This is a genomic window from Lichenicola sp. (assembly GCF_965198575.1).
Classification (GTDB): domain Bacteria; phylum Pseudomonadota; class Alphaproteobacteria; order Acetobacterales; family Acetobacteraceae; genus Lichenicola.
The window spans coordinates 146,137-172,435 of the sequence record NZ_OZ240671.1; the positions used below are offsets into that span (position 1 = coordinate 146,137).

At 66.2% G+C, this 26,299-nt stretch carries 27 protein-coding genes; 6 read left to right on the forward strand and 21 right to left on the reverse strand.

The window, feature by feature from the left end; all coding sequences use genetic code 11:
• Window positions 1–456: 456 nt before the first annotated feature.
• The 3 genes from ACOEQ2_RS00860 (at window position 457) to ACOEQ2_RS00870 (ending at window position 4,271) form a co-directional block, all read left to right on the forward strand.
• Complete coding sequence (locus ACOEQ2_RS00860) at window positions 457–2,415, forward strand: AsmA family protein (RefSeq protein ID WP_419729510.1); 1,959 nt, start codon at window positions 457–459, stop codon at window positions 2,413–2,415.
• 198 nt (window positions 2,416–2,613) lie between these two features.
• Window positions 2,614–3,192, forward strand: coding sequence for a DedA family protein (locus tag ACOEQ2_RS00865; protein WP_419729511.1), 579 nt, complete (start codon window positions 2,614–2,616; stop codon window positions 3,190–3,192).
• Window positions 3,189–4,271: a D-alanine--D-alanine ligase gene (locus ACOEQ2_RS00870; protein ID WP_419729512.1), complete on the forward strand. Its 1,083-nt coding sequence runs from the start codon at window positions 3,189–3,191 to the stop codon at window positions 4,269–4,271. The genes ACOEQ2_RS00865 and ACOEQ2_RS00870 overlap by 4 nt, the downstream gene beginning before the upstream one ends.
• Window positions 4,272–4,281: 10 nt before the next feature.
• Here the strand turns inward: ACOEQ2_RS00870 and ACOEQ2_RS00875 are convergent, their stop codons facing one another.
• Window positions 4,282–4,776, reverse strand: coding sequence for an MlaD family protein (locus tag ACOEQ2_RS00875; protein WP_419729513.1), 495 nt, complete (start codon window positions 4,774–4,776; stop codon window positions 4,282–4,284).
• Between the two features lie 119 nt (window positions 4,777–4,895).
• Between ACOEQ2_RS00875 and ACOEQ2_RS00880 the strand changes: the two genes are divergently transcribed.
• From ACOEQ2_RS00880 to ACOEQ2_RS00890, 3 genes are all read left to right on the forward strand, one after another.
• Window positions 4,896–5,741 (forward strand): undecaprenyl-diphosphate phosphatase, encoded by an 846-nt coding sequence (locus ACOEQ2_RS00880; RefSeq protein ID WP_419729514.1) that lies wholly within the window; start codon window positions 4,896–4,898, stop codon window positions 5,739–5,741.
• Between the two features lie 2 nt (window positions 5,742–5,743).
• Window positions 5,744–6,520 (forward strand): GDSL-type esterase/lipase family protein, encoded by a 777-nt coding sequence (locus ACOEQ2_RS00885; protein ID WP_419729515.1) that lies wholly within the window; start codon window positions 5,744–5,746, stop codon window positions 6,518–6,520.
• A gap of 62 nt (window positions 6,521–6,582) precedes the next feature.
• Window positions 6,583–7,359, forward strand: coding sequence for a hypothetical protein (locus tag ACOEQ2_RS00890; protein WP_419729516.1), 777 nt, complete (start codon window positions 6,583–6,585; stop codon window positions 7,357–7,359).
• A gap of 30 nt (window positions 7,360–7,389) precedes the next feature.
• Here the strand turns inward: ACOEQ2_RS00890 and ACOEQ2_RS00895 are convergent, their stop codons facing one another.
• From ACOEQ2_RS00895 to ACOEQ2_RS00990, 20 genes are all read right to left on the reverse strand, one after another.
• On the reverse strand, window positions 7,390–7,977 hold the full coding sequence (locus ACOEQ2_RS00895) for a glycoside hydrolase family 108 protein (RefSeq protein ID WP_419729517.1): 588 nt from the start codon (window positions 7,975–7,977) through the stop codon (window positions 7,390–7,392).
• Window positions 7,978–8,048: 71 nt separating this feature from the next.
• Window positions 8,049–9,332: a hypothetical protein gene (locus tag ACOEQ2_RS00900; RefSeq protein ID WP_419729518.1), complete on the reverse strand. Its 1,284-nt coding sequence runs from the start codon at window positions 9,330–9,332 to the stop codon at window positions 8,049–8,051.
• A 90-nt stretch (window positions 9,333–9,422) separates the two neighbouring features.
• Window positions 9,423–10,742, reverse strand: coding sequence for a phage head spike fiber domain-containing protein (locus ACOEQ2_RS00905; RefSeq protein WP_419729519.1), 1,320 nt, complete (start codon window positions 10,740–10,742; stop codon window positions 9,423–9,425).
• Complete coding sequence (locus ACOEQ2_RS00910; RefSeq protein ID WP_419729520.1) at window positions 10,739–11,845, reverse strand: baseplate J/gp47 family protein; 1,107 nt, start codon at window positions 11,843–11,845, stop codon at window positions 10,739–10,741. Before ACOEQ2_RS00910 ends, ACOEQ2_RS00905 begins: the two co-directional genes overlap by 4 nt.
• Complete coding sequence (locus ACOEQ2_RS00915) at window positions 11,846–12,214, reverse strand: hypothetical protein (protein ID WP_419729521.1); 369 nt, start codon at window positions 12,212–12,214, stop codon at window positions 11,846–11,848.
• Complete coding sequence (locus ACOEQ2_RS00920; RefSeq protein ID WP_419729522.1) at window positions 12,207–12,743, reverse strand: phage baseplate assembly protein V; 537 nt, start codon at window positions 12,741–12,743, stop codon at window positions 12,207–12,209. The genes ACOEQ2_RS00915 and ACOEQ2_RS00920 overlap by 8 nt, the downstream gene beginning before the upstream one ends.
• A complete protein-coding gene (locus ACOEQ2_RS00925) occupies window positions 12,736–13,794 on the reverse strand; it encodes a hypothetical protein (protein WP_419729523.1) in 1,059 nt (352 codons plus the stop codon). The genes ACOEQ2_RS00920 and ACOEQ2_RS00925 overlap by 8 nt, the downstream gene beginning before the upstream one ends.
• A gap of 32 nt (window positions 13,795–13,826) precedes the next feature.
• The gene (locus ACOEQ2_RS00930) at window positions 13,827–14,015 is read right to left on the reverse strand and encodes a hypothetical protein (RefSeq protein ID WP_419729524.1); all 189 of its coding nucleotides are present in this window, start codon (window positions 14,013–14,015) and stop codon (window positions 13,827–13,829) included.
• A gap of 5 nt (window positions 14,016–14,020) precedes the next feature.
• Window positions 14,021–14,911 carry a hypothetical protein gene (locus tag ACOEQ2_RS00935; protein WP_419729525.1) on the reverse strand — a complete coding sequence of 297 codons (891 nt, stop codon included), beginning with the start codon at window positions 14,909–14,911 and terminating at the stop codon, window positions 14,021–14,023.
• Window positions 14,912–16,414: 1,503 nt separating this feature from the next.
• On the reverse strand, window positions 16,415–16,738 hold the full coding sequence (locus tag ACOEQ2_RS00940; protein ID WP_419729526.1) for a hypothetical protein: 324 nt from the start codon (window positions 16,736–16,738) through the stop codon (window positions 16,415–16,417).
• Window positions 16,738–17,163 (reverse strand): hypothetical protein, encoded by a 426-nt coding sequence (locus ACOEQ2_RS00945; RefSeq protein WP_419729527.1) that lies wholly within the window; start codon window positions 17,161–17,163, stop codon window positions 16,738–16,740. Before ACOEQ2_RS00945 ends, ACOEQ2_RS00940 begins: the two co-directional genes overlap by 1 nt.
• Before the next feature lie 50 nt (window positions 17,164–17,213).
• Window positions 17,214–18,788, reverse strand: a complete 1,575-nt coding sequence (locus ACOEQ2_RS00950) for a phage tail protein (protein ID WP_419729528.1) — start codon at window positions 18,786–18,788, stop codon at window positions 17,214–17,216.
• A 3-nt stretch (window positions 18,789–18,791) separates the two neighbouring features.
• A complete protein-coding gene (locus tag ACOEQ2_RS00955; RefSeq protein WP_419729529.1) occupies window positions 18,792–19,010 on the reverse strand; it encodes a hypothetical protein in 219 nt (72 codons plus the stop codon).
• 10 nt (window positions 19,011–19,020) lie between these two features.
• On the reverse strand, window positions 19,021–20,928 hold the full coding sequence (locus ACOEQ2_RS00960; RefSeq protein ID WP_419729530.1) for a hypothetical protein: 1,908 nt from the start codon (window positions 20,926–20,928) through the stop codon (window positions 19,021–19,023).
• 36 nt (window positions 20,929–20,964) lie between these two features.
• Window positions 20,965–21,606, reverse strand: coding sequence for a hypothetical protein (locus ACOEQ2_RS00965; protein ID WP_419729531.1), 642 nt, complete (start codon window positions 21,604–21,606; stop codon window positions 20,965–20,967).
• A 26-nt stretch (window positions 21,607–21,632) separates the two neighbouring features.
• On the reverse strand, window positions 21,633–22,184 hold the full coding sequence (locus tag ACOEQ2_RS00970; RefSeq protein ID WP_419729532.1) for a phage tail fiber protein: 552 nt from the start codon (window positions 22,182–22,184) through the stop codon (window positions 21,633–21,635).
• Window positions 22,185–22,215: 31 nt separating this feature from the next.
• Window positions 22,216–22,617, reverse strand: a complete 402-nt coding sequence (locus ACOEQ2_RS00975) for a hypothetical protein (RefSeq protein ID WP_419729533.1) — start codon at window positions 22,615–22,617, stop codon at window positions 22,216–22,218.
• 84 nt (window positions 22,618–22,701) lie between these two features.
• The gene (locus tag ACOEQ2_RS00980) at window positions 22,702–24,075 is read right to left on the reverse strand and encodes a DUF4043 domain-containing protein (protein WP_419729534.1); all 1,374 of its coding nucleotides are present in this window, start codon (window positions 24,073–24,075) and stop codon (window positions 22,702–22,704) included.
• Window positions 24,076–24,200: 125 nt separating this feature from the next.
• The gene (locus tag ACOEQ2_RS00985; protein WP_419729535.1) at window positions 24,201–24,830 is read right to left on the reverse strand and encodes a hypothetical protein; all 630 of its coding nucleotides are present in this window, start codon (window positions 24,828–24,830) and stop codon (window positions 24,201–24,203) included.
• A gap of 44 nt (window positions 24,831–24,874) precedes the next feature.
• Window positions 24,875–26,296 carry a portal protein gene (locus ACOEQ2_RS00990; RefSeq protein ID WP_419729536.1) on the reverse strand — a complete coding sequence of 474 codons (1,422 nt, stop codon included), beginning with the start codon at window positions 26,294–26,296 and terminating at the stop codon, window positions 24,875–24,877.
• Between the last annotated feature and the right edge of the window lie 3 nt (window positions 26,297–26,299).

A 26,299-nucleotide genomic window follows, 5' to 3' on the forward strand; every position in this document is an offset into this window, starting at 1 on the left:
CCGGCGCCGGTCCTGACTGCCGAGGCGGTATCGGTCGCCGGCCTCTTTGCGGCGCCTGGGGTCGTCGCGTTGCCTGGGGTCTTTGCGGCACGCGGGGTCGTCGCATTGCCTGGGGTCTTTGCGGCACGCGGGGTCGTCGCGGCGCCTTCGACTTTCTTGATCCCCGAGGTCTTGCTGGTCCCTGTGGTCGTCGCCGGGACCGGGCTGGACGCCATCTTGCTCTTCTGGTTGGCCAATGATCTCAATCCGAACAGGGAACGGTTCGAGGCTAACCGATCGAACACGCGACGTCAGCAGCGTTCTCGGGACGATGTCGTGGCGCAACCAGCTGTGCCGCCGGAGCGTTGCGCGGCCCACAGGGTGGGATTGGCAGTGGCGAAACAGGCACGCACGAACGGAGCTTCGAGGCCGATTGGCGTCTCGAGGCACAGGGGCCTGATCACCCTCGGCGCGATCGTGGTCCTGATCATCCTCCTGATCCTGTTCTGGTCATGGGATTGGTTCATCCCGCTGGTGGACAGCCAGGCCACGGCAGCCGTCGGCCGCAAGGTCACGATCCAGCATCTGCATGTGCGTCTGGGTTCGGTGACCGGGATCACCGCGGACGGGGTCGCCGTCGCCGGAACCGACCAGTTCCCGAAGCCGCTGGCCACGACCGACCACCTGACCGTGAATGTCGAGCTGCTGCCACTGATCCGGCATCGCCAGATCGTGCTGCCGCTGGTCGATCTGGATCATCCGGTGGTGGACGCGCTGGCGCAGCGTGACGGCACCAACAACTGGACCATCGGGTCTTCCGGCAAGACCGGCTCCAAGAGCAGCAGCTCGTCGCAGCCGTTGCTGGGCGTGCTGCGGATCGAGGATGGGCATGTCCATGTCGATGATCCGAAGCTGAAGGCGAACTTCAACATCACGGTCGCCACCGAGGGCACGCCGGACCCGGCCGTGCGGCCGATCCCTGCCGACCAGGGGCACATCGTGGCAGATGCCACCGGAACCTATGCCGGGCAGCCGATCACCGGGCACTTCGTCGGTGGCGCGATCCTGTCGCTGCGGGACAAGGCCAGGCCGTATCCGATCGACCTGCGGGTGGCCAACGGCCCGACCCACGTGTCGCTGGCCGGCACCATCGAGCAGCCGCTGACCTTCGGGGGGGCACGCCTGAAGCTGGTGTTCGCCGGGCCCGACATGTCGCTGCTGTTCCCGTTGACCGGGGTGCCGATCCCGCAGACGCCGCCCTACAGCGTGACCGGCGCCCTCGACTACAGCCGCCAGCGGATCGTGTTCCGGGACTTCAAGGGCAAGGTCGGATCGAGCGACCTGAACGGCACGATCACCGTGCTGCCGAAGCAGGTGCCCGATATCGACGCGGAGCTGTTCTCGCACAACGTCGACCTGGCCGACCTGGGCGGGTTCATCGGAACCAGTGCAGGCCATGGCAGTGCCGCCGCCCCTGCGCAGAAGGCGGCGTCGAAGGCGGGGTCGTCGAAGGCGGCGAGCAACGGCGACGTGCTGCCGACCACGCCAATCAACATGCCGAAGATCAAGGCTGCGGACGTGCACCTGGCGTATCGCGGCGACCATATCGAGAACCGCGACGTCCCGCTCGACAACATCGTCGCCAGGCTGGACATCCGGAACGGCGACATCGACCTGAAGCAGCTCGACTTCAAGGTCGGCACCGGCACCATCTTCAGCAGTGCGTCGCTGGACCCGGTCGGGAGCTCGCTGAAGACCCGGATGCATGTGGACTTCCACCGTGTCGACCTGTCGCGGCTGTTGCAGGCGACGCACACCTTCCACGGCCAGGGCGTGATCGGCGGCAAGGCCGACCTCACGACCGAGGGCAACTCGATCGCGACCATGCTGGGCAACGGCAGCGGCGGCCTGACGCTGGTGATGTCGGGAGGCGGCGACATCAGCGCGCTGCTGCCGGACATCGCGGGCCTGGAGGTCGGGAACGCGATCCTGTCGGCGATCGGGCTGCCGAGCCGCGCGGCGGTGCAGTGCTTCGTGCTCGACATGCCACTCAAGGACGGCATCCTGTCGACCAACACCTTCCTGCTGCAGACGTCCGAGGCGCGCTCGGTCGGCAAGGGCACGGTCGACTTCCGGAACCAGACGCTGGATTACAGCCTGACCACCCGGTCGACGCATTTCAGCGTGGGGTCCCTGCCCGGCCCGATCAACATCATCGGCAAGCTCGGCAAGCCGGGCATCATGCCCGGAGCCGAAGTCGTCGCGCGTGCCGGTGCGGCGACCGGTCTCGGCATCGTGTTGGCGCCGCTGGCCTTGCTGCCGACGATCCAGTTCGGGGTCGGGGATGCCGGGGTCTGCGCCGGTGCGTTGCAGGATACGCGCACCCATCCGGCGGCACCGAGCGCCGTCGTGCCCGCAAAACGTCACCGGCGTTGAGACGGGCGCCACCGGGCACACATTCGGTGGCAATTATAGGGGGTGACGCGGGACGAGGGCAGCCCTATGCCACCGGGCCGGGGAACGGTCCGCCTGGGCGATAGCGGGGGCGGCCTGCCTCCGTTCCACGAGCGCTGCCGGAGACGTCACGCCTTGCCTCTCAGTCCAGCGCTCACGACGATCCGGACGGCCTGAGGCGTGTTTGCCCTCAGCGTGACCGGCCTGTTCAAGTCGGCCGGGGCCCACCCGCTGTTGCAGGTGGTCGCGATCATCGTGGGGACCTTCATCCTCGAGGACGCGGCGACCGTGCTCGCTGCCATGCAGGTTCAGGACGGCAAGCTCAACTGGATGCTGGCGCTTGCCGCACTCTATGCCGGGATCGTCCTTGGCGACCTCGGGCTGTATGGCCTGGGTCGCCTGGCCTCGCACTGGCCATGGGCGCTGCGTTTCCTGCCGGAGCAGAAGCGCTCGAGTGGCCGCAACTGGATCGAGAAGCGCGTCTTCCGGGTGGTGTTCATCAGCCGCTTCGTGCCGGGCGCCCGGTTGCCGACCTACACCACCTGCGGATATCTGCATGCGAGCTTCCGGCGCTTCGCGCTGGCGGCGATCCTGGCGACCTCGATCTGGACGACGCTGCTGTTCATCGTCTCACGGCATATCGGCCAGTTCCTGATCGACCATTTCGGAGCCTGGCGGTGGGCGGGTATTGCCGTGTTCGTGGTGGCGATCGTGCTGATCGGCCGTCTCGTCGCGAGGCTGCAGAGAGACCCTGAATGAGCGATCTTCTGGCGGCCCTGGCGCCCGCGACACGGCCGCGCACCCTGTCCTCCTTCGAGTTCTGGCCGGGATGGATCTTCTACACGCCGGTGGTGCTGTTCTGGATCCTGCTGGGCTTGCGGCACCGGAGCTTCACGCTGCCGACCGCGGCCAACCCGGGCGTCGAGACCGGCGGTCTGTGCGGCGAGCGCAAGAGCACGTTGCTGGACCAGGCCGGACCGGAAGCACGCGCCTGGATCGCGCCCTACGTGGTGTTCCAGACCGGCACCGACGATCTGTCCCGTGCGCAACAGGCGCTGGACGCCGCGGGTCTCCGCCTGCCGCTGGTGGTAAAGCCGGATATCGGCTGCAACGGCACCGGCGTGCGCCTGGTGGAAACGCCGGGTGCACTGGCGGAAAGCCTGGCTGCGTTCCCGCGCGATGTGGCGCTCGTGCTGCAGGAGCTGGTGCCGTTCGATGGCGAGGCCGGGATCTTCTACATGCGGGCGCCGGGTGCAGCCATCGGGGAGGTCACCTCGCTCACCCTGAAGCAGGCTCCGATCCTGACCGGCGACGGGCATTCCAGCATCCGCCAGCTGATCCTGCAGGACGAGCGGTCGCGACTGATCCCGGAGCTCTACATGCCTCGGCTGGCCGGGCGGCTCGACGAGGTGCTGGCGGCGGGCGAGCGGTTCCGGCTGGTGTTCGCCGGCAACCACTGCAAGGGCTCGATCTTCAGCGACGGCGCCAACGAGATCACCCGGGCGCTGACGTCACGGGTCGATGCGATCATGCAGGACATCCCCGACTTCCATTTCGGCCGGCTCGATGTGCGTTTCGAGAGCTCGGCGGCGCTGCGGGCGGGGGAACGGTTCCGGATCATCGAGATCAACGGCGTGGGTTCGGAGGCGACCCACATCTGGGATCCGGGCACGACGTTGCGCGCGGCCTATCTCGACCAGTTCAGGCATTATCGCCGGGCGTTCGAATTCGGGGCGATGATGCGGGCCCGGGGAGCGCGGCCGAGCGGGGTGCGCGAGCTGTTCTCTTACTGGAGACTGCAGCGGCGACTGATGGCGTCGTATCCGCTCAACGACTGAGCGGCGACCTCTAGCCGGGGCAATTGGTCGGAGCGCCGCCGGAGCCGAAGATGTACTGGCTGACCTGCTGCTCGAGGTTGCTCGGCTCGCAGGTGTCGGTGATCAGTCCGCCGGGTGCCAGCAACTGCGCGGATTTGCCCGGGCTGATCATCAGCGCGTTGCCGGATGTCATGGTGCTGCTGCCGATCGAGAGGCGACTATCCGCCGGCAGTCGCAGGCCGTCCTGGATGCGGAACTGCACCTGCGACATCATCGATCGATCGTCGAGGGTGATCGCGGTCACCTTGCCGACCGGGACGCCGGCCAGCATGACGTCGGCACCGGATTGCAGGCCGTTCGACGACAGGAACGTCGCCATCAAGGGGTAGCCATCGCCGCGGCCCCGGCTGACGGTGGCGGTCGCATAGCCATAGAAGCCGAGTGCGATCGCCAGCACCGCGGCACTGGCGGCGATCGAAGCGAAGCCATGGCGGGAGATCTGCGGCGCATCCGTCGTCATGGTCATTCGGCTGCAGTAGCGTTCCGGCCAGCCTGCCGCAAGAGCCCGGGTCGGCCGCCGATGCTTGCGGGCCGCCTCGTTATGCGGCACTCCCCGGTGCTCGCTTCCTCGACCGGACCCATCGCATGACGACACTGCAGGCGCTCATCATCGCCTTCCTCCAGGGGGTGACCGAGCTGTTCCCGGTCAGCAGCCTGGGCCACGCGGTGATCCTGCCGGCCCTGCTGCACTGGGCCCTCGACGAGCGCGGGATCACCTTCCTGCCGTTCCTGGTGATGCTGCATGTCGGCACCGCGGCTGCCCTCTTGCTGTATTTCTGGCGGGACTGGCTGGCGATCGGCGCCGGCGTGCTGGGTCTGGCCGATCCGCTGCATGTGCGTGAGAGCCGGCACATCCTGCTGCTGATCGTGGTGGCGACGATCCCGGCGGTGGTGATCGGCTTCGCCTTCGAGAGCCTGCTGCGCGCACTGTTCGGAACGCCCTCGATCGCCGCGATCTTCCTGATGCTGAACGGGCTGATGCTGTTCGCGGGCGAGCGGCTGCGCGGGCGAGCCGCCGGCAGGGCGGACCGGCCGATCGCCGAGCTCACCATCATCGACGCGCTGATCGTCGGGTGCTGGCAGTGCCTGGCGTTCCTGCCGGGGATCTCGCGGTCCGGCGCCACCATGACCGGCGGTCTGCTGCGCGGCATCGATCACCAGGCCTCGGCGCGGTTCTCGTTCCTGATCGCGCTGCCGGTGATCCTGGCGGCGACCGCCTCGCAGGCATTGAAGCTGCACCATGCGCATGTCGGGTTCGCGGCCCTGCAGCCGGCGCTGCTCGGAGCCTTGGTGGCCGGGATCACGGCGCTGGCCAGCACGGCGTTCCTGATGCGCTACTTCCGCGAGCACGATAACTGGGCGCTCAGCCCGTTCGCGATCTACAGCATCATCGCCGGCGCCGGCAGCTTCGTCGCGCTGCGGGTGTTCTGAGGATGGCTGGGAATGGTTGGGGTCGGCTGGTGGCCCTGGCTCTGGCGACCGGCCTGCTCTGCGGTGCGGCACCGGCCAACCTCGCCACGACGCCGATCTCGCGCATGGATCTCGGCTGGTGGCATGCCCGGTTCGAGGCGAAGCAGGCGGAGCTGAAGCGTCGGCCGATCGACCTGTTGTGGATCGGCGACTCGATCACCCAGAACTGGGAGCTCGACGGGCCGCAGCCGTGGCGGCAGTTCGCAGCCGTCTGGCAGCGCTTTTATGGCGATCGACATGCGGTCAATCTCGGCTTCAAAGGTGACAGCTCCTGCCATCTGCTCTGGCGGCTGCAGCATGGCGAGCTCGACGGGGTGTCCCCCCGTGGGGTTATCCTGCTGATCGGCGCCAATAATTTCGGCCACATCCATACCGACGCCGAACAGACCCTTGCCGGTATCCAGGCGGTGCTGGCCGAGATCCATCAGCGCCTGCCGGCGACGCACATCCTGCTGCTGGGGGTGCTGCCGTCGATCCGCTCGGCCTGGGTCACGGAGAATACGGCGCGCCTGAATGGGGAATTGCGCCGGTATGCCGCATCGGGACCTGGTTATCTGAGCTTCGTCGATGTCGGCGACCTGTTTCGCCATGACGGGGTGGTGGATCCGGCGAAGTTCCTCGACCCGCATCTGACGCCGCCGGACCCGCCGCTGCATCCGACGGCGCAGACGCAGGAACAGATCGCACAGGCGATCGAGCCGTACGTGGCGCGGATGCTGGGCGACCACCCGCACCACTGACGTTAACCATTGTGAAACCCGGGCGGCGCTAGTCTGCGGCAGTTCCGGGAGCGAATGGCGCGATGCGTCCACACATCTTTCTCGCGACGCCCTGTTATGGCGGCGTCGTCGGCCAGGGCTACATGCAGTCGGTCTGCGCCCTGATGGCGGCTGCACCGTCGGCCGGGCTCGACCTGACGCTGGCGCTGCTCGGGCAGGACGCGCTGATCACGCGTTGCCGCAACACGCTGGTCGGGCATTTCGTGGCGCATCCGCTGGCGACGCATCTGCTGTTCGTCGATGCCGACATCTCGTTCGAGCCCGAGCAGGTGTTCCGGCTGCTTCGTGCAGGCAAGCCGATCGCGGCCGGGGTGTACCCGCTGAAGGCGTATCATTGGGACCGGGCGTCACGCGAGCGAGTGGCCGGCGGCGAGGCAGCAGAAACTGCCGGGCTGCACTATGTCGGCGAGCTTGAGGCGGCCGGGCGGGTCGAATGGGAGGGGGATTTCGCTACCGCGACGTTCGCCGGCACCGGCTTCATGCTCATCGAGCGGGCGACGCTGGCTGCCCTTGCTGCAGCACATCCGGAAACACGCTACCGCCACATCCACGCCTATTCGGCCGGGGGACAGGCGCCGTGGGACAATCATGCGCTGTTCGATTGCCTGATCGACGCCGAAACCGGCGTTTACATGAGCGAGGACTTCACCTTCTGCCATCGCTGGCGGCGGCTGGGCGGGCGCGTCTGGCTCGATACGGGTGGCCGCCTCACCCATACCGGCCCTTCGGATTATCACGGTGCTCCCGCGGACCGGCTGCAGCCCGGCCGAGCGATGATCGACATCGACCGCGCAGCCTGACGTCCGGGGCACCGGAACCGGATCGGGCGTTCAGGCAAGGCTTGTCCCGGCGGTTCGCGTGACCGGCGCGGCGGCCACGGTGCGCGCGATCGATGCCGCATGACGACGCCTGCTGCGGGCGAGCCAGCCGCCGCCGTAGATGGCAAAGTTGTGCAGCGATCGGTAGGAGCCGATCTGTGCGTCGGCCAGCGTCTGCAACAACGACGTCGTCGGCCGCATGTGCGCAGCACGCACCGTCACCGGGCCGCAGACACCGTCCTGATGCAGGCCGAGTGCCGCTTGCAGGAGATGGATGCTCGTTCCAGGACCGCGGTTCCAGCCGAAATCGAACAGCATCAGGTCGATCCCGGGTGGCATGTCGGCGCAGGACATCGGGTTCCAGAAATGCGCCCTGGCGATCGCGCCGTAGATCGACAGCGAGAGGCCGCGCATCGTGTCGACGCCGATCGCGGTCGTCTTCAACCATGACGCCAGCGCAGGTGCGCCGACCCCCATGTTCGAGCCGATGAGCACGCCTGCTCCGACGGCGCCGCCGGTCCAGTTTCCGGTATCGCGCGGGTCATCGACGTAGCCGCCCTCCTCCATCCGCGTGAAGACGCTGCATGCTTGGAAATCCAAGTCGGGCACCGTCTCCGCCTGAGGGTGCGCGGTCGCGGGGACGGGCAGCGGCGGTCTGGCGGGCTTCATCGTCAGCCGTTCCACTCGATGCTCATGAAGCCGTCGGCTCCACGGCCGGCGGTTCCGGTCGCACCGCCGGAGCCGCCGCCGCCCGGCCACGTTCCAGCGATCCCGGCGATCCCGCCGATACTTGCGGTCGCACCCTGCACGCCGTAGCTGGCCCCACCGGCGCCGCCGACCGAGATGCCGCCGAGCTGGTAGCCGGACTGGCCGCCACTGACGCCGATCGAGGCCACGGAATTGAGATTGTTGCTGACCGGCGCGCCCGGAACGCCGCCCGTGCCCGACTGCCCGTTGCCTCCCGACTGGCCGCTGCCGCCGCCGCTCATGATGACGCGCTGGTCGAAACTGGTCGTGGTCGAGCCGCTGGTGCCGCTGCCGATCTGCAGCGCATAGGTCATGCCTGCGGTCACCGGAATCAGGACCTCGATGTAGCCGCCGCCGCCGCCGCCGCCGCCGGGATATCCGGAAGCCGAAGCGCCACCGGTGCCACCGGCAGCCCAGGCCCGCACCAGGATGCTCGAAACGCCGGCCGGGCAGCTCCAGCTATAGGTTCCGCCGGATCCCCAGGCGGCGCGGTTGCGCTGCACCGCCGCGCTGACGAAGGACGTGGTGGCCAGGCTGGCGCTGGCGTCGCCGACGGCAACCGTGGGCGCGGTCGGGTTGCCGAGGAAGGCGGGCGAGATGATCGGTGCGGCCTGCGGCAGCTTCACCGCGATGAACGGTGCGCCTGCGGCGGCGGTGATCATCGCCGCCGTCACGGCCACGGCCAAGGGCGGCACGACGATCTGCCACAGCGGCATGAACCCGGACGGTACGCTGCCTGGCGCCGTCGCTGCGAACGACACCCGCGCCTGGATCACCGTCGCCTGCGCCTGGCCGTTGCCCTGCGCGCCGATCAGCGTCTGCGTCGGATTTGCGGAGTTGTAATATGCGACCGCGGCACTGCCGGCCTGGCTCTCGACCACGCAGCCGGAGATTACCGTGGTGCCGGTTCCGGGCAGTGTCAGCGCCGTGGATGCGGTGTTGATGCCGACCTTCAGCAGCAGGTCGCCGTCGGGCGGCAACGCACCATACGAGGCGACATCGATCGTCGTCGGCAGTGTCATGCTGCCTGGCGCAATCGCCACGGTCAGGCCGCCGCCCGGGGTGCAGGCCAGGCCATCGGCATAGGCGGTGCCGTCACCGATGGTCATCTTGGCGAGGTAGCCGAGGGCAACCATTGCGTTGCGCGCCTGCAGCAGCTGATCGGTGTCGAGCGGCACCGCCCCGACATAGACGATTTGACGATCCAAGCATCCGTACTCCGGTTGGCACGAACCACGCGGGGAGACGCGGGCCGCAAGGGTGCAGTGATCGTGGAAGGAGCCGGGCGAGAGGCCGGATCAGCCGGAGACGGCGGTCCAGGCAACACTGCCGGCGGGGGCAGCCCGGCCGATCGCCTCGTACAGACTGGAGGTTTCGACCGGCAGGCTGGACACGGGCGTCACTGCCACCAGGCTATCGGCCTCACGGATGCCGATCTGCCGGGCGCTTGGAATGTAGCTGCTGGCCGTGGTCCCCGGCTCGATCTGCCAGCACTGCGTCAGCACCGGAGCGCTGACAGGCCCGATCGCGGCACCGATCAGCATGATCGATACCCGACGCTTACCGCTGCCGGCGCCGGGAAGAGCCGTAGGCAGGGTCGCCGTGATCCGCTGCCACTTGCCGGCCATGCCCAGCCTCGAAGGCTGGATGACGGCACTTCCGGCGCGATCGGGATCGCTGATCCGCAGGCTGAAGACGAGCAGGTCGGGGTCGCTCGGCAGCATCACCCAGGCTGATCCGGTCACCGCATTGCCGTCCGACGCGACGACAGCCGCAGGTCCGGTGATGCTGCCGCCTCGGATGATGCTCACCTGCAGCACCGGCTGCCCGGCCCACACCGCATCGGCGGCCGCTCCCTCGAGCGCCCATTGCGCGCCGGCACCGGTCGCTGCCGCCACGCAACCGCTCCAGCCGACGCTGTCCTTGATCAGGTTGAAGCCGCGAGGCTCGATCAACGGGGTTGCCGCGCCGCTGGCCGGGACGGTGTATCGCGTGACGTAGCGTCCGGCGATCTGCATTGCGCCGGTGCCGTCGATGTAGCTCGCCTGCGAGGCGCGCGTGGTTCGGCTCGAGCCTGCACACACGGTCACACGGTATTGGAACGGCATTTCGCTGGATCCGAAAGCGATTCCGGCCGCGGCATAGCCGCCACCACCACCGGCAGCGGGGACCGCGCTGCTGCCATAGCCCCCGGTATCCGCGGCGCGGGATGGCTCGAAGATCTCCGGCACCTGACCGAGCAGGGTGGCGATCGCCGCCGACACGGCCGCCCGGGTGACTCGCGGGATCAACAGGTTGGCGCGGATACGGTCGCGGAAGGCGTCGTCGGTCTCGGTCGCGAGCCGCTTCAGCAGGGTGCCGAAAAAGTCGCTGCAGATCATGTCCAAGAGGCCGCCGGTCGCCGTTGCGAGCCGCGCCTGCTGGATGACGTAGAGAGTGAGCGCGTAGCAATACGACCAGGCCCACCCGGTGCCGGACAGCAGCCCGTCCAGAACCGGAGTGGCACTCACATCCGCGCCGGGTGCGGTCATGGGAAACCATGCGGCCGGCATGACGGTGCGCATCCGCGCGACCATGTCGCCGACGGAGCCCACGCCGGTATTGCCGGACCCGCTCATCCGACGGTGGCCGTCACGTTGATGAGCCCGGCGCGTACGACGCTCCCGGGCTGGCCACCGACATCGGCGGACGCGGCATCGAGCAGCACGCTCAGGACGTTGGTGATGCCGGCGTCGACGTCGTAGCAGAGACCGGCAAGACGCGAGAAACGCAGCGCCTGGCCGACGCCGAGCGCGTTCACATAGGCAACCAGTGCCGCGTCGATCTCGGTTTGCACGGTGGCCGGGACGGTTGCGGTATTGACCGTCACCACCACGTCGAGGTTGGCCACCAGAACGGTCGGCGGCGCAATCGTGATCGTGGTGCCGACCGGCCGCACCGCGTCCAGGGCAGCGGCGACCAGGGCGATCAGCGAGGCCGGGGGCGTCCCACTGCCGTCATCGACGATGACATGAACGTTGCCGGGCAGAAAAACCCCTGCGGCCGTCACGTTCTCCTGGATCGTATAGGTCAGCGACTGCTGGACCGAGGCGATCGCATAGGCCAGGGCCTGCATCGTCGCCTGCGAGCGGGTGTTGAGAAACGTGGTGAAACGGAGGCGCAACGCCGCATCGGTTTCGGCCGGTGCACCCCCACTGAAGGCATTCGCGTTCGAGACCGTATCGATCCCGAGAACCACCGTTCCGAGAACATTGACGGCGCCGGACTGGATGTTGCCGGCAAGCCCGGGCGTCACCGCCTGTACCTGCACCGTGACGCTCGGCGCACCGATGGCACGCGCATAGGGACCATTGATCACGGCGAAACTCTGCCCTGCATCGCTGGTCCGGACGGTCACGCCGTTCAGGATCGTGGCACCCTGCGACGCCGGGCTGAACGAGGACAGCGTCACCTGCCCCGTCGCCTGTGCAGCCGGGAGACGCGTCAGGCCGAAATCCTGCACCCAACTATCGACGTCGCTGCCGATGCTGGTCGCAAGCCGGGTCATCGTCAGCACCTGCAGCAGCAGGTATTGCAGCCACAACGCAACCGATGCCGACGCCTCGAGCATCGCGCGCAGCACCGAACCCACCGTAAGGTCGATCAGGCTTGCGCACGAACCCTGCACCGTCGCCGCCATCGTGTTGACGAGCGTCGAGAAGTTCTGGAGGGACAGCTGCATCTAACCACCGATCGGTAAACTGAGGACCTGCGCATTGCCGGATGTCGCGTCGGTGTAGGTGATGGTCGCGATGACCACGCCGAACCCTTCGGCGGCCAGTACGACCGTCGGCTCGGGTGTCGCGGCGACGGACGTCTCGTACGCCATCTGTGCACGGATGATCGCGGCGATCCGCTGCTGCGAGGCGATGCTGCCGACGAGGCCGGGCAGACCGGCGCCGTAGGTAAGCTGCCAGATATAAGTCCCCTGGCTGGTCAGCAGCCGATGCAGCACGCGCTGCTGGGTTTCGAGATCGTCCTCGACAAGTGCGAGATCGCCGGATGACCCGATCTGCAGATCCGCGCCGAAGCTGTGCGCAAGATCAGCCATTTGTCGGCACCGGCGCACCCGACCGCCCCTGGCCGGGCTGGACGCCTGCATGCTGGTGATGAGCCAGGCTGACGCTGGAGGCAACCGCGTCGCCGTTCACGCTCAGGCTGCCGTCGATGACGACCTTCCCGCGCATGAAGATGCTGTCGCTCGTGAGGTGGAGATAGGTGCCGGTCGCGAGGAAGATGCCGATCTCGCCGGGTTGGACAGGCGCTCCTGTTGCCGGACTGACCGGCGGCGTGGTCGTGACGTCGAACAGCCGGGCGATGACGATCGGGTGCTCCGCATCGCTCTCCACCGGCACCACCAGAACCTGGCTGCCGATCTCCGCCGGGCAGGAAATGCACAAGCCGCCCGCGGCGATCGCACTGTCGGGGATCCAGCCGCTTTCGATCCCCTCCGGCTGGATCGACACCTTTACCGCATGCGCCACTGCGTCCACGCTGGTCACCAGCGCATGCCGCGGCTGGCCGATCGCGCCGACCTGGGTGGCCGCATGGTATTTGATCGTCTCGAGCCAATCAGCCATCAACAGCTTCCCCATCCGTGTCGATCCGCGCCGTGACGTGCTGGACGAAGCCGTGCTGCAGCGACATCTCTCGCTCGATCCGGTCGATCGTGTAGATCTGGTCCCAATTCGTTCCGGTACCGGACAGCCTGAGACGATGCTGCGGCGTCAGTGTCAGCTCGCCTGCCATGCGACCGGTAATGACACGCTCATGCGCCCGAAGCCTCGCGTAACTGTTTCGCGCGAGAGCCTCGGCGTCGTCCTGCACGAGGTTCGGCCGGATCACCTGGAACTGCCGGACGGCGCCAGAAACCGTGGCTGGATATGTCGCAGTCACCTGGCGGCGCTGGCGGCTGTTCCAGCTGGACACCCTGACCTGCACCGGATCCGACAATCCGAAAGCGCGCTCCATGCCGAGGTCGGAAATCGTGAGACCCGGCGATCCGGACTGCGCTCCCGGCGGCGCATACCCGACCTCGTAGAGATTCGTGGTTCCGGTCGCCGGCTGCTTGAAATGCAGCGTGGTGCCATCGACCCACATCTCGTAGCCCTCGAGATCGGCAAGTTCCGCAAGTAGGTCCCAGCCGTTGCCGTGCCGGGAAAAACTCCCAAGTGCCGACTTGCTGTGCTGGATCTGATAGTATTGTCCGACAAGTCTCGAGGTCTGGTCGACGTCGGCCTGCAGCGCGCAACGGGATGCGAGTGCGCTCGCGATCTCGGAAGAGGTGTTGTTGAGAAAGCCCTCCTGCAGCGGAAGATCGATCAGCCGGCCGGCATGGTCACGACCATCCAGCGATGCGACGCCCGAAACCGGGTCGAGCCGGAGGCGGTCGGCGCTTCCGGTGAGCATCCGGATCCAATCCAGCTCGCCTTCTGCGGCACCAACGGGCAGGAAGCCGAAATCGATTGCGACATCCAGCGCCTGTTGATCGGCCCAGGCGACTCCGAGAACCCTGTTGATCTGGTTCAGGCTCGCCTGGACGTGGAAGCGCGCGGCCTGTGAGCTCCGCGGGCTGACAATCTCGGCAGATCGACATGCGGCGACGGGCGCGCCGTTCAGTATCAGCCGCATGCGCGGCCGTCTGACTCCGCTGACGGGCTGTATCATTGCGCCGGCAGTCCACCGGACGCACTCGCGTCGAAGTCGGGGATCTGCAACGTCACCAATCCGAAGATCATCGGGTCAGACAATCCGTTGAGGGCGGCGATCCGATACCACTGCGTCGCATCGCCAAGTTGCTGAGCGGCGACCGTAAAGAGATCGGTTCCCGCAACCTGCACTGTCTGCATCATCGACCTCAGGCATTGACGTAAGGTTGCGGAAGTGGGCCCCCCGATACTGCGAGATTGGCCCCAACTCGATTGATATTGCTGCCGGCCCTGACCAGCGCCGCCATCGCGGCCGCTTGCCCGGCTGCAAGCGAGAGGCCTGCCGCGGTGGCGAAGGTAAGACCGCCGGTGCCGGCACCGGGGGCTGCGATCGACGATCCTGCAATCGTGCTCGCAATGGTTTCTCCCGCCGAGGACAGGCCGGTCTGCACGCCGCCATAGCCGGCACTACCACCGCTCGCGGCCGCATCGGCAACCACCAGTGCTGCACCAAGCCCGGTTGTTGCCAAACCCATGGCACTTGCGGTTGCCGTCAGTTGTGCTGCGCCGTTGCGGTCGCTCAGTGCGGCATACGCGAGTGCTGCCGCGGCACCGGTCTGCAGCACGCCGAGGCCGGTACCGAGATCGTCCTGGATCGAAAAGCCGAGATCGGCGCTGCCTGAGTCATCGCCGGAAGCGTCCGGAATGATCTCGCTCTTCAGCCGATAGGAGATCACCGCGCCGCGGTCCCGGTAATCGTACTCGAAATGCACGATGACGATGTTGAAGGTATAGTCGCCGAAACTGAGAACCTGCGGAAAGCCTTGCTGCCGCATGATGTCGAGCGCGCGGGCCCGTCCGGCGGCGGTCGGACCGATGAACAGGCCGTGCCAGCTGATGCTGCCCTGGTCGGACCCCATCGCGTCGATGATCCGTCCGCCACCCGGTAGCTTGTGGATGGTGACGGCCTGGGCGCCGCCGATGCTGATCCGGCCTGGAACTTCGTGGTCCTGCAGAAGCAGCGTGCCGATGATCAACGGAGCCGGACGGCCGATCAGCAATTCGATGTTGCCGGTGAGCGGCCCGAGAAAGCCGCTCATCTCGGGATCTGCGCGCCGGAATAGATCGGCACGGCTCGCAGATTGACCCGGGATTGTCCGTGCGCTGGAAGCGATGCATCCCGCGCCTGTGACGCTGCCGTGAGCAGCCCCAACCGTCTGCCGTCGATGACGACGTTGCCCGTCAGGTTGACCACCATCGATGCGCCTGCCGCCGTTCCCTGACCGTTGCCCTGATCGGCCCGAATTCCGGGCGATCCGGGCGGCTGATACGTCTCATCCGCTCGCGCCGGGGAAGGAGAAGCGGTGCCGGCCGATCTCCGCGCCATGGCTGCCGGCGGGATGACCTGGCGTTGCAGATCGCCCTGCCGACCAGTCCCGGCGATGGAGGCGCCACCCGCGTCGATTGAGGAGCGACCCGCGATGGTCGTGTCGGATGTCCGCGATCCCGACAGGCCGGTCGAGCACGTTGATGCTGCGACTGCGCCGGAAAGCGCGGCTCGAGCGGCGAGTGCTCCGGCAGTCACGCGGTGTTCAGCAAGTCCGGGTGCGCGACCTCCTTCCCAGTGCTGCGCCGACTGACGTCCCGATGCAGCGACCGGCGCGCGTGCGGACCGGGAGAGCGGTGGTAGCGATCCGGCATCGCGCGGCGCTGTTGCGGCGGCAGCAAGATCACGGCGCCTTGCCGATGATGAGACCTGGAGCAAGGTCCCGGGCTTGTCCGTGGCTGCCCGGCGTGCGGCGTCCGTCGTGCGCCCCACTCCCAGGACTGGAGTACCGTCCGATTTCGGTCGAGAGGACCTGACCGGAGCCCCTGCTGGTAGAGCCCCTGTTGGCAACGAAAGTACATTCGAGCTCGCTGTGGCGCGTGTCATGCGGTCAAGGGATCGCAAGGGAGCCGCGCCAGGGAGCCCGGCAATGGCCTGGATGCGGAGATGCGACGGCTTCTGCGCCGACAGGTTCTGCTTCGGCGCCAGGCTTCCCGGAACAGCCGCCAGCCCTCCAGCCGCGAGCCTCGAGGCAGGTGGTGGATTGGGCCGGATCGGACCGCCGCGCATCACGCCGCCGCCGAGGCTCGCAAGGCGTTCCGAAATTCCGGGCGCTGCCGGCAAGCCTTGGCGAGAGACCGCACTTGTCGGCGCCCGCACGATCGGCAATGCGGCCCGCCGGAGGGCGTCGCGCAGCGAACGCGTCCCCTTCGCCAGCCCCGCAATCTGCTCGCGGGTCTCGGACGCCTTCGGCCGGAGCATCCGCGTCATCGCGGTATCCGATTTATCGAGCCACGGATCTGGCTGTTCCTGGCCGACCAGCGACAGCGCAATACGGTGCGACACGATCACCTTCCGGCCTCCTTGGTTTGCAGTCGGCGGCTGGCTCAGGTCGCTCCGGACCAGGTAAAGGAAACCCAATCGAAGACCTGTCCATCGAGTTCACCAAGCGCCACGCAGCATGCGAGCCGCCTGCTCTCGGACATCCGCAGCACTTCTGACCAGGGCACACCCCCCTTCACCAGAAACAGGATCTGGCGAAGCAGAGCGTGCCTGCTCAGTTTTTTGCGGTATCGAGCTCGCTGGCCGCAAGCTTGGCATCCGTATCCTCGTCCGGATAATGCACCTTCGAGAGGGCATCCATGCCGGTATTACCGATACGACGCCCGAGATCGCGTACGGCCTCCTTGACTACCGGCATCATCACCGGCTTGCCGTCGATCGCGGTGACCGAACAGATCATCAACGCGTACCGCATCCACGCCGATGACGAGGACGCCGTCCCCGCCGCCTCGATCAGATCCAGCATGTCTCCCGGGTTCGCCTCGCGAAGCCCGAAGCGGCGCCCGTCGCCACTGTCGATTTCTGCTGGCAGGGTCATCAGAGGCGGTTCCGCTGGCTGGCATAGAAACCGATCGTCTGCTTGACGATGTGTTCCGCCTGGTAGATGCCGGCACTTGTCAGCGTCAACGACACACCGATGAATTCATACGTGCTGGTCGATCCATCCGCCTCCGACACGTATTGATAGACGGTGCCTGAGCCGATCACACCGGCATTCCAGAATGCCGCCTCGATCGCCGAGATCAGGTCGTCGAGCGCTGAGGAGCCGCGATCGACATGGAACTGCCCGCGCCAACCGGCTGGCGTATTGAACTCGATCGGCACGCTGTTGAGCGGATCGGAACGTTGCTGGCGCACCTCCTGCGCCGCCTGAAAGCCGGTGACGTCACGCAGATCCAGCCGCACGCCATTCCACAGCAATACGACCTGACAGTCGCGTCCTATACTATACGGGTTGGCCAAACCGAATTCCTCTCGAAAGAACAGGGATCAAACGCGACGCGGTTTCGAGGTCAGCCCTGGCCGCTGGCACTTGCCGTCGTGACGGTCACGCCCTGGCCGCCTTGCAGATTTACGATGAACTTCTCGTTGATGCCCTGGTAACGGACCTGCACGTCGGCCTGCACGTAGCCGAGCGACGTTCGCGTCTGTGGATTGTTCGATCCATCGCAGACGACTGCATAGGGCAGGCTGCCATCGAGGCTGCCCAGGATCGCCTGCTGCAGCAGGTTCGACAGATAGCCGAGCAGCGTCGCCCGGATATTCGACAATAACGTCGAGTTGATCACGCTGCCGACATAGCCGCCCATTCCTGCCGCCAGTGTCTCGGCAATGAAATTCGTCATCCGGGTATAGCTGTCCCCGCTGATCACGGCATTGCTGGAACTGTTATGTCCGCACCGCACCGCCCAGTAGGCCCCGCCAGGCGCCGGGTTGCAGATCACGTCGATCCCGGCTTCGAAGAGCGTCTGCAGTTCCGCAGTCGAGTAGGTGAGCGCCTGACCGCTCGACGCCAGCCCGCTTTTCTGGCTGCCGACAATACCTACAAGCCTTTTATTCAAACTGGACTGCTCAGGCGACTGGTTCGCCAGGCAGCCCGCGGCAAACCCCTGCGGGCTGACGATGCGAGTCTGGAAATTGGTTTGATCGTACCAGAACAACCAGTCACCGAACATCAGCTTCGTGCTGTAGCTGTCGAGCCCAACCTGCTGCTTCGCCTGCACCGCCGAGGCGATGGAGTCGCCGCTGGTTCCCACCAGGATCATGTAGATCCCCTCCGACAGGCCGAACGCGCTCTGGACCGTCCACTGCGCCGGATCCTCGCAGTCGGCGAGCAGGCCGAGTGCGCAGCCACGTCCACGCAATGCGTACATACCGGTTCTGGATAGGCCGTCACTTCCCACAATCGTCGCCGACGTGACGGCTCCAGCCCCGTCGCTTCCACTCAGAAGCTGCTGATTGGATATCGTGACCGGCGCGGTCACCGTTGCGACACCCAAACTCGCGACGCACAGCGCCGATGGCCCGCGCGTGGCGCTGGTGCCGTTGTTCACAGCTCCGATCAGATTGGTCCAGAATACCGGCGGCCCCGCACTGGCATCGATATTGTCGAACACCTCCGCCAGCTGACCCGGCATCTGCAAGGTCAGTTTCCACGCACTCGGCCTCGAGGCTGGCGAAAGGGCCAGGCTGATCAGGTTTCCCCGGGAGCCCGAGCATACCGCCGTCAGCACCATCGGATAGCCACCGGCGGCGTAGAGAAAGGCGTAGCTCGCGGCAAGGTCGGTGCCGTCGGTGACGCGCACACCGACAAAAGCTGCGGCACCCTGCTGCTGGGCGCAGACGAGCGGCGTACCGAGATCGTACTGTCGCGCGATCACCGGGCCGAACGCGGCCACATAGTCGGAGAGGCTCCCGAGTACAACCGGCTGGTTGACCGGTCCCCATGAGGCCGTACCGACGAGTCCGATACGGTCGGTGGCCACACCGTTCAGCGCAAGCGTCTGTGGCGACGCGATCTGCACGTAGAGGTCGGGAACCACCAACGCTGCGGTGTTGAGGGCCCCTGCCTGGGTAATCTGTGCCATTTCTCAGTGCTCCGCCGTCGGCACGGTTGCGGGGATCGCGGGCAGTGGAGCCGATACGACAACAAGGTTGGCGTTGCCACCGGCAAGAATCGCACGGATCGTTACTGGATCCTCGATCCTGTCGCCACGCCCGTAGCGGCCGAAAGCATGCAGAACGATCAACATCGCGGGCGTGGCCGACGTTGCAAGTCTTGGCAGCACGGAAGGTGTGGGTATGGTCATGCGCATCCCGTCAATTGATGAGGTCGATTCGAGGCACGATCGATTGGCGTACTGCGACGGCCAGCGCAGTGCCGACAGCGGCGACACGCGCCGCATCGGGTCCCTCCGCACTGAAGGTCGGCATCAGCCAGCCGCCTTCGGCAAGCTCGTTCCAGGCATAGATCAACCCGACCTGTGCCGGACATGCGGCGGGCGATGCCACGATCATGTTCACCATGTCCACGACGTGCGCCCCGATCGCCGGACTATCCGCGAGGTCATAGTAGTTGTTCGGACCCAGACCCGACGGGATCGGGTAGAACGGCTGCGGTGTCTCGATCAGCGGTCGCTGATCCCATCCGCACATGGCTGTCGGGATCATCGGAAAACCTGTCAGGGCCCGCGCCGACCAGTCCAGCGTCGCCGCGTTCGCGAGCGCCACGAAAGGCTGCTCCGTGCCGTTGAGCCGTGGCGTTGCGTAAGCTCCGCAGGCGTCCGCACCGACGACTTGCGCCGCGCTGACATTGGAATAGTCCGCCAACGCGGCACCCGACAACCAGACGACATACGGATCGCCACCGCCGGCCGCCAGGACCTGCTGGCGCACGAACGCAATCGCTGCGGGAACTCCGCCGACGGGCAGGCCGGCGTTCTGCGAGGCAGCCGAATCCAGGACCAAATACAGCGGCCGACCGCCGAGTACGGTCATATAACCCGGCTGCGTCATCATCGTAATGTCGCGCAGCAGCGACGGCTGGTCCTGGCCGCCATCTCCCCAATTCGAGGTCTGACCAAGCATGCAGAAATTCAGCCGGCCACGCATCGTGCTGCTGAGGTAGAATTGCAGCGCGAGGCTCAAGGTGTCGCCGGGCTGGTAGCTGTCGAAGGCCCAGAACGACAGGCCGGAAAGCAGAGCCGCGGCAATCTCCGCATCGATTGTCGCCTGGGTCGCCAACGGCCACGATGCCACGCCATTCACCACCACGGCATTGGGCGGGAGCCGACCGTTGAACGCGGGTGGCGAAAGTGCTGCTGCACATTCCTGATCGATCGGATTGCCCGGATCGTACCACGCATCGAATCGCACCGCGCCGAGCGGCGGTATCACCAGCATGGGCGGCGGCACCAGGCAGCTGAAGCCGACCTCCGGGCCGGTTCCCCCGAGGGTGCCGACCCCGAATAGCATCTGCGCGCCGGTCATAATTGCCGTGGTCGCGTATTCGATCTTGTAGTCGAGGTCACGTCGATAAAGGTTCGCGTTCTCGGAGAGATCGGTCTCGAACGTCTCGTGATACTGCAAACGCGCGGATGTGCCGTCTGACAGGGTCAGCCAATCAGTTCCGGACAAGCTGTTGTCGATCGATGAAGCGAGGAGATCCCGACCGGCCGGCGTCGGGCACCACACGGCGATCATGATGCCCTGCTCCTGCCGGCGGGTCTCCATGGTTGCCGTGCCGCTGCCGACCACCCGCGCGCCAAGCAGAGCGCCTGCAACCGTGACCGAAGCACCCGCCGCCACCGCACCAGGCACCAGACCGGCAAATGCGGCGGCCACCGTTGCCGAAGTGTCGGACGCAGTCAGTGTCACCGCGTAGGCGACGCCGTTCACTGTCAGCCCCGCCGACTGTCCCGCACCTCCGGTCCCGCCGAACGAGACGACGTCGCCCACCACATCGACCGTCAGGGTTGGGGAGATCTCCGAGATCGTCCTCCAGACCCGCGGATACCGTGACGTATCGCGCGTGCTGTGTTGCCGGCTGAACACCGTCACCGTCATGTAGCCGTTGGACAAGTCGCTATTGAGCGCCTGGTTGGCCGGCCATCCGCGATAGATCTTAACGACCGTCCCGCTCACGCTTGGCTGCGTCAGTCCGCCCGGGTAGATTACCCCCTCAATGAGGCCGACAAGTGCTGTCTCCACGTCGGAGATATCCGCCATGCCCGCATCGTCTCCTCTTGAAAGGCGATAGACTTTCTAGGTCGTCGCAAGCCCCGCTACGAGCCTCCAGCCGAACGGCGAGAGCTCCGCACTGATGATCTCGTAGCTCTGCAGGTTGACGTCTTGCAGCCGCATTCCGAACGTCAGGAACACGTTGGGGATGGGAGGTACCAGAACCTCATAATAGGCGGCCTTCGTGTCGCTCGGCAGTTTCGTGATGTCCTGCCCTGCCCGGTTCCGCGCTGCCATGCTGACCGGCCAGCCTTGTGCGACGACGAGATCCGTATCGCTGGTACGACCACCGTAGCCGTTGCTTCCCGCCGTCGTCGCGACCGCCGTGTTCAGGAAATCGACGGTCTGATCGCACAACACGCACAAAGCGGCGCGCAAGGGCTCGACCTTGGCAACGAAGTGGATCTCGTCGCCGACCAGATAGTCGCCCTGCTGGACCATCGTTGGATCCGCCAGCAACGATGCATAGCTGTGACCAGGCTGAGCAGTCGATATCAGCCTGAAATCCGGCCGTACGTCGAACGCGCAGAATAGAGTTGCGAGAGGCGTTCCTGCAACCGGGGTGGTGGCGCTCGTGGGTCGATAAAGCAGATGGCTCGCGCCGACAATGGATGCGGCGCGCGCCAATCCCAACGCGATCCTCGCGTTGATCATGCTCTGCAGCAAGCGTTATGCCCCCCATTCTGATGAAGTTACGCGACGGAGATCACGCCGCCATTATTCCAGAGTTGCCCCGTGCCTGTAGTCGGTTGTGCCTGCGGCAAGGATGCCATCTTGACCGTGCTGCCGAAGGCCAGAGCCTGCGCCGACAGCAGGCCGCCCGTCGCCTGCAGAGGCACACCCGCCGTCAGCGGGCGTCCGTCGGCCGTGGTCGCCACGATGCTGCCCGATGGCCAGAGCCGGGTCGCACCCACGTTGCTCCGCAATTCATTGAAGCTGAAACTGTTGCCGCCGTTACCGGTGGTGATGGTATTGCCGGTCTGGACCACGATCGGTGCCGGCAGTGGCAGCCAGAGCAGCATGTTCCCTGAGCTCTGCGCGTCGAACAGAGCCATGAAGCCGATCGGGCCCCACGCCATGGAGGCCGGTCCGACCGTGCCGCTGCCGACATCGCCGACGATGCCGGCGTTCATGTCGCCGAGCACGATCGGCCGCCTGAGGTAGGATGGATCGGCTGGCTCTGCGAGAATACCGGCAGTTACCGTGGTCCCATAACCCAGCCAGCCACTGAAGAATATTGCCATGTCGGTCCCTAAACGTCGCCAAGAAGACGAGCTAGATGATGATTGCTGCACTTGAGCGAAATGACGGTCCCGCCGGTATGCCGAGAAAGGCAATCAGGCGGCGGCACCAGTCATCGAACAGCCTCGCCCGCTCGACGATCTCCGACTTGTTATGCTTCCATGCAGCCGCCTGATCAGTGTCCATGTTGGTCGATGCCGAGGGTACCGCCTGCTCCATGCTGTAGAGCGTCAAGAGATACTGCCGTACTACCTGGAATTCGCTCGGCGCCAAGTTGGTCAATCGAAACTCGAGGGTTCCGTACGCCTCGAAGAACCGCCAGGATTGAAAGCCGCTGCTGCCTGCCCCGTAAGCCGGATAGCCGCAGAACCGGCGTATATCGACACGTTCGGCGTCGGTAAACGGTGTCGTCGCAAGACTTGACGAGCCAGACACACCATTCTCCCATAATCGGCCACAACGCAGGCCAGGCGCCGGCACTCCGGCACCCAACCCTGCTCCCGGAAGCTATGCCCGCAGCTAGAGGCTCTCGATCACCACACCGCGCTTCAGGTAGCTGTTGGTCGCGGTCGGGATGATCGTCGTGCTGGCGGTTGCGTCCGTTGGCAGCGCGTAGCCGCCGATCCAGTACCACGATTGTGCGATGATTTGCTTGAGCCGATCGAGCGGCTCGCGGGTGACCATGACGACGTTGTCGACCCGCTCGAGGAGCGACTTCTCGGCATCCGGAATGTCGCTATGACCGGTATCGGCGTAGTCGCCCTCGATCAGCGCGCCCTGCCCGCATACGATCGCGCGGTGGATGGCACCTGCGCCGAGCGTCGTCTGCTGAGGTGCCTCGGTCGTCGGCACGAAGCGGACGCCGAGCAGCTCGACCACCGCGCCGGCCTGATAGGTCTCGGTTCCGTAAGCGCCTCGGTACAGGTATTTGAAATCGCCGTCTCGAAACAGCCCGAGCATCTGCTGATCATCGAGATAGCAGTTGTACGATCCACCGACCGTTGGCACGTTGTTCATGCGCAATGCGGCAACCGCGGAAAGCACTGTCTGGATCCCCAGCGTGTCGCCCGGGATATAGCTGTTGGCACCGTAGGTCCCGATCGGCGCCACCAGGCCGGCCGTGCTCAACCGTCCATTCGGGCGGATCACCAGGGGAGCGGTTGCCGCGATGACGGCCTGCGTCACCGTTCCGTCCGAGACGGCGATATTGGTCGAGAAGGTCAGGCTGCCGGACGTGCCGTTCGGCGCAGTCGAGACGTTGATCGAGTCCGCCACACTGGTCACCAAAGTGTAGGCGTTGCTCCCGACGGTGACCGTCATGCCGCTGGTGGTGCCGACCGCGATCACCTGGCCGTTGCTGTTCATGACGTTCTGGAAGCCGCGGATGTCGTCCACGGTGATCGTCTTGCCCGCACTGCCCAACGTCGTCGTGACGCGGGTATTGCCCCCGAGATAACCGCCGACGCCGCCCGAAGCGCCGCCGAAGAGCGCGTTGCGGGCGATCCGGTCCAGTGACTGCATCGCCTGTACGCCGTTGGTGCGCGCATTCGCCAGGAACTGGCTGGCAATGCCGACTCCCTCGCTGACCATGTTCAGATCGATGGTGTCGCCATACTGGTTGATGGTCAGCGTGTACTGCTCGATCGTCCAGGCCGACGGCGTCATGCCGTTATCGAAGTTCGTGTTGTTGGTCGGAGACATCGGCGTGCTGACCGGCGCCTTGAGGCCCTTGCGGGTCTTGGTGACGCTTTCACCGATGCGGTTGGGGAAGACTTCACGGTCGGCGATGGATCGGAAACCAAGACGCGACTGCAGCCCGTCCTGGAATTCGCGGGCGAGGAAGCCCTGCTGAATGATCGGCTGCAGCTGGGACGGGAAGTTCTGGATCGGCATGCGGTGGTTTCACCTTCTGTTGGTGCGCGCCCTGCGCGAACGTTGGCGGACGCGCGGGCAATCTTCCGTCGAGCCGGCCTGCACCGGGTCATGTCTGCAGTGGGATTGGAACGATCCCGCCCCGATCAGCGGGGACTGGCGATCAGGCGATCCCGTTCGGCATGCCAAGCCTCCCGTGACAGGCTGCGCGCATCCACCACGCTCGGTTGTGCGGGTGATGGCGGACGCTGCAGCTGTGCCGTGGTACCCGTGGCGGTGCCGGTCCTGTCTGCAGCGAACAGATACGGTTTCTGCTGCCGAAGTGAGGCGACGACGGCTTCAGCACCCAGCACTTCGCCGGTTTCGCTGAGGCTGAGACCCTCGCGATTCGCCAGCCGGAGCCCATCGAGATCGACAATCCCAGACCGAATTGCCTGCGTCTTCAACTCCGCTTCCTGCACCCGCTTGCCTGCATCGGCACGGACCGTTGCGATCGTGTCGTCGCGATCGCGTACCGCCGCCGCACATGCGGTATCCCGCTCGCCGACGGCCGTCTGCGCCTGCTCGCGGTAGCGCGCCACCTCGAGGCGGAGCTCCCTCTCATACTCGGTGATCTCGCGCGGAACCTCGGTCGCCTCGGCTCCCGGCGTCACGACCTCCACCACCGGCGCTGCAGGCAATACGAGTTCCTGCAACTGGACCGGCTGGAGGCCTTCTGGGCTGCTTTCTGTCATCCGCGGACAGGTCCTTCTCAACGCCACCGGCCGCGCCGTCACATGACGGCACGGTCCCTGGTGGCAGAAGTTGTTGGGCGAGGCGGCTAGACGTCGGTGCCGACCTCGACCGGCGGGCCGGTGCCCCCAAGCCCGTAGAGCGGGGTAACGATGGCGAGTGCCTGCGTGTGGTCGATCACCCCAGCCCCGAGCAACGTCACAACGCTGCTCGCTTGTGCCTGGCGGTCGGCAAAACTCGCCGGAAACCAGCTCGGCCAGACCAGTTTCAGTCCCCCTGCATCGAGATTTTCAGCTGCTCCCCCGGCGACCTCGAGGCCGCCCGCGATACAATTGGACGCCTTGCACAGCATGCTCATCAGGGCGAGCAGGCCGGCATCGCCGTACGAGATGCGGAGCCGGTCTGCGAGCCAGATCAGCCCCTGGCACATCAGCTCGATGGCTCGACCGCTCTGTGCCGCTCCCATGCGGTCACCGTGCGCCCGGTTGCCGTGCATGGCCTCGAGCGCGATCGCCCGCAGCTCCTGCACGTGGGCCAGGACCGCCGCCGCTGCGTTGCCGTTGATCTCGAGCAGCTTGGCGTCGCCTTCGGGCGGCAACGTCAGTGCCGAGGCCGCCCCGCCCGAGCGCACCGCTCCGCCGAGGTTGAGGCCGCCCGACGGGTCCTTGAGCACCAGCGTCGGATCGGAGCCGTACTTCAATCCGCGCCCGGCCTGCGACAGCAGGTAGTCGGCCTCGATCACCGTGTCGATCGAGGCGGCAAACGTGCAGGTGCCATCCGGCCCATCCGGATCATGGCCACCGCTGCCGGAGATGTTGCGGATCCACACGATCGGCACGAACTCGAGCCCGTGCAGGACGGTGCGGCCCGGATCGGGCGGCATCAGTGACGGATTGACACCGACCGGCACCGGCAGGAACCAGCGTTCCGCGGTGTCGTCCCAGACCCGCTTGAACCAGTACGGCCCGGAGCCCAAGTCGACCGCGTAGCCTTGTGCCACCAGGTCCGCGGCGGCCACCTTGAAGCACTCGGTGACGCTGAGCAGCTCGCGCGGCTTGTCGCTGCGCCAGACCGGCGTGAGATACTTCGTCGATAGCACCTCGAAATACGGACGCCTCTCGATGATCCGCAACTGGATCGCTACCGATCCGACGGAACCCCGGGTCGCCGCCTCGAGCATGATCTCGTTCAGGCGTGTCTCGCGGATCAGCTCGGACAGGGCCGTCGCGGTCTTGCTGTCGGTGGCCGTGACGGACGGCCAATGCCCCTCGCTGAAAAGCAGAGACACGGAATCCTCCACGACGACCCGGCAAAGCCCGGTGCGCACCGACGGCCGTCGTTCGTCGAGCGGCACATATTCGCCGGCATCGCTGCGTTCCTTGGAGAACGCATAAGGCAGTACGTCATACTGCCGGCCTTCGAGAACCGCCTCCAGCGCCGCCAGCCGCGCGCTGCGCCGAGGCATTGACGCGTCGCGCGGCATGCGTGCCTGCAATGCAAGCCAATCCATGCG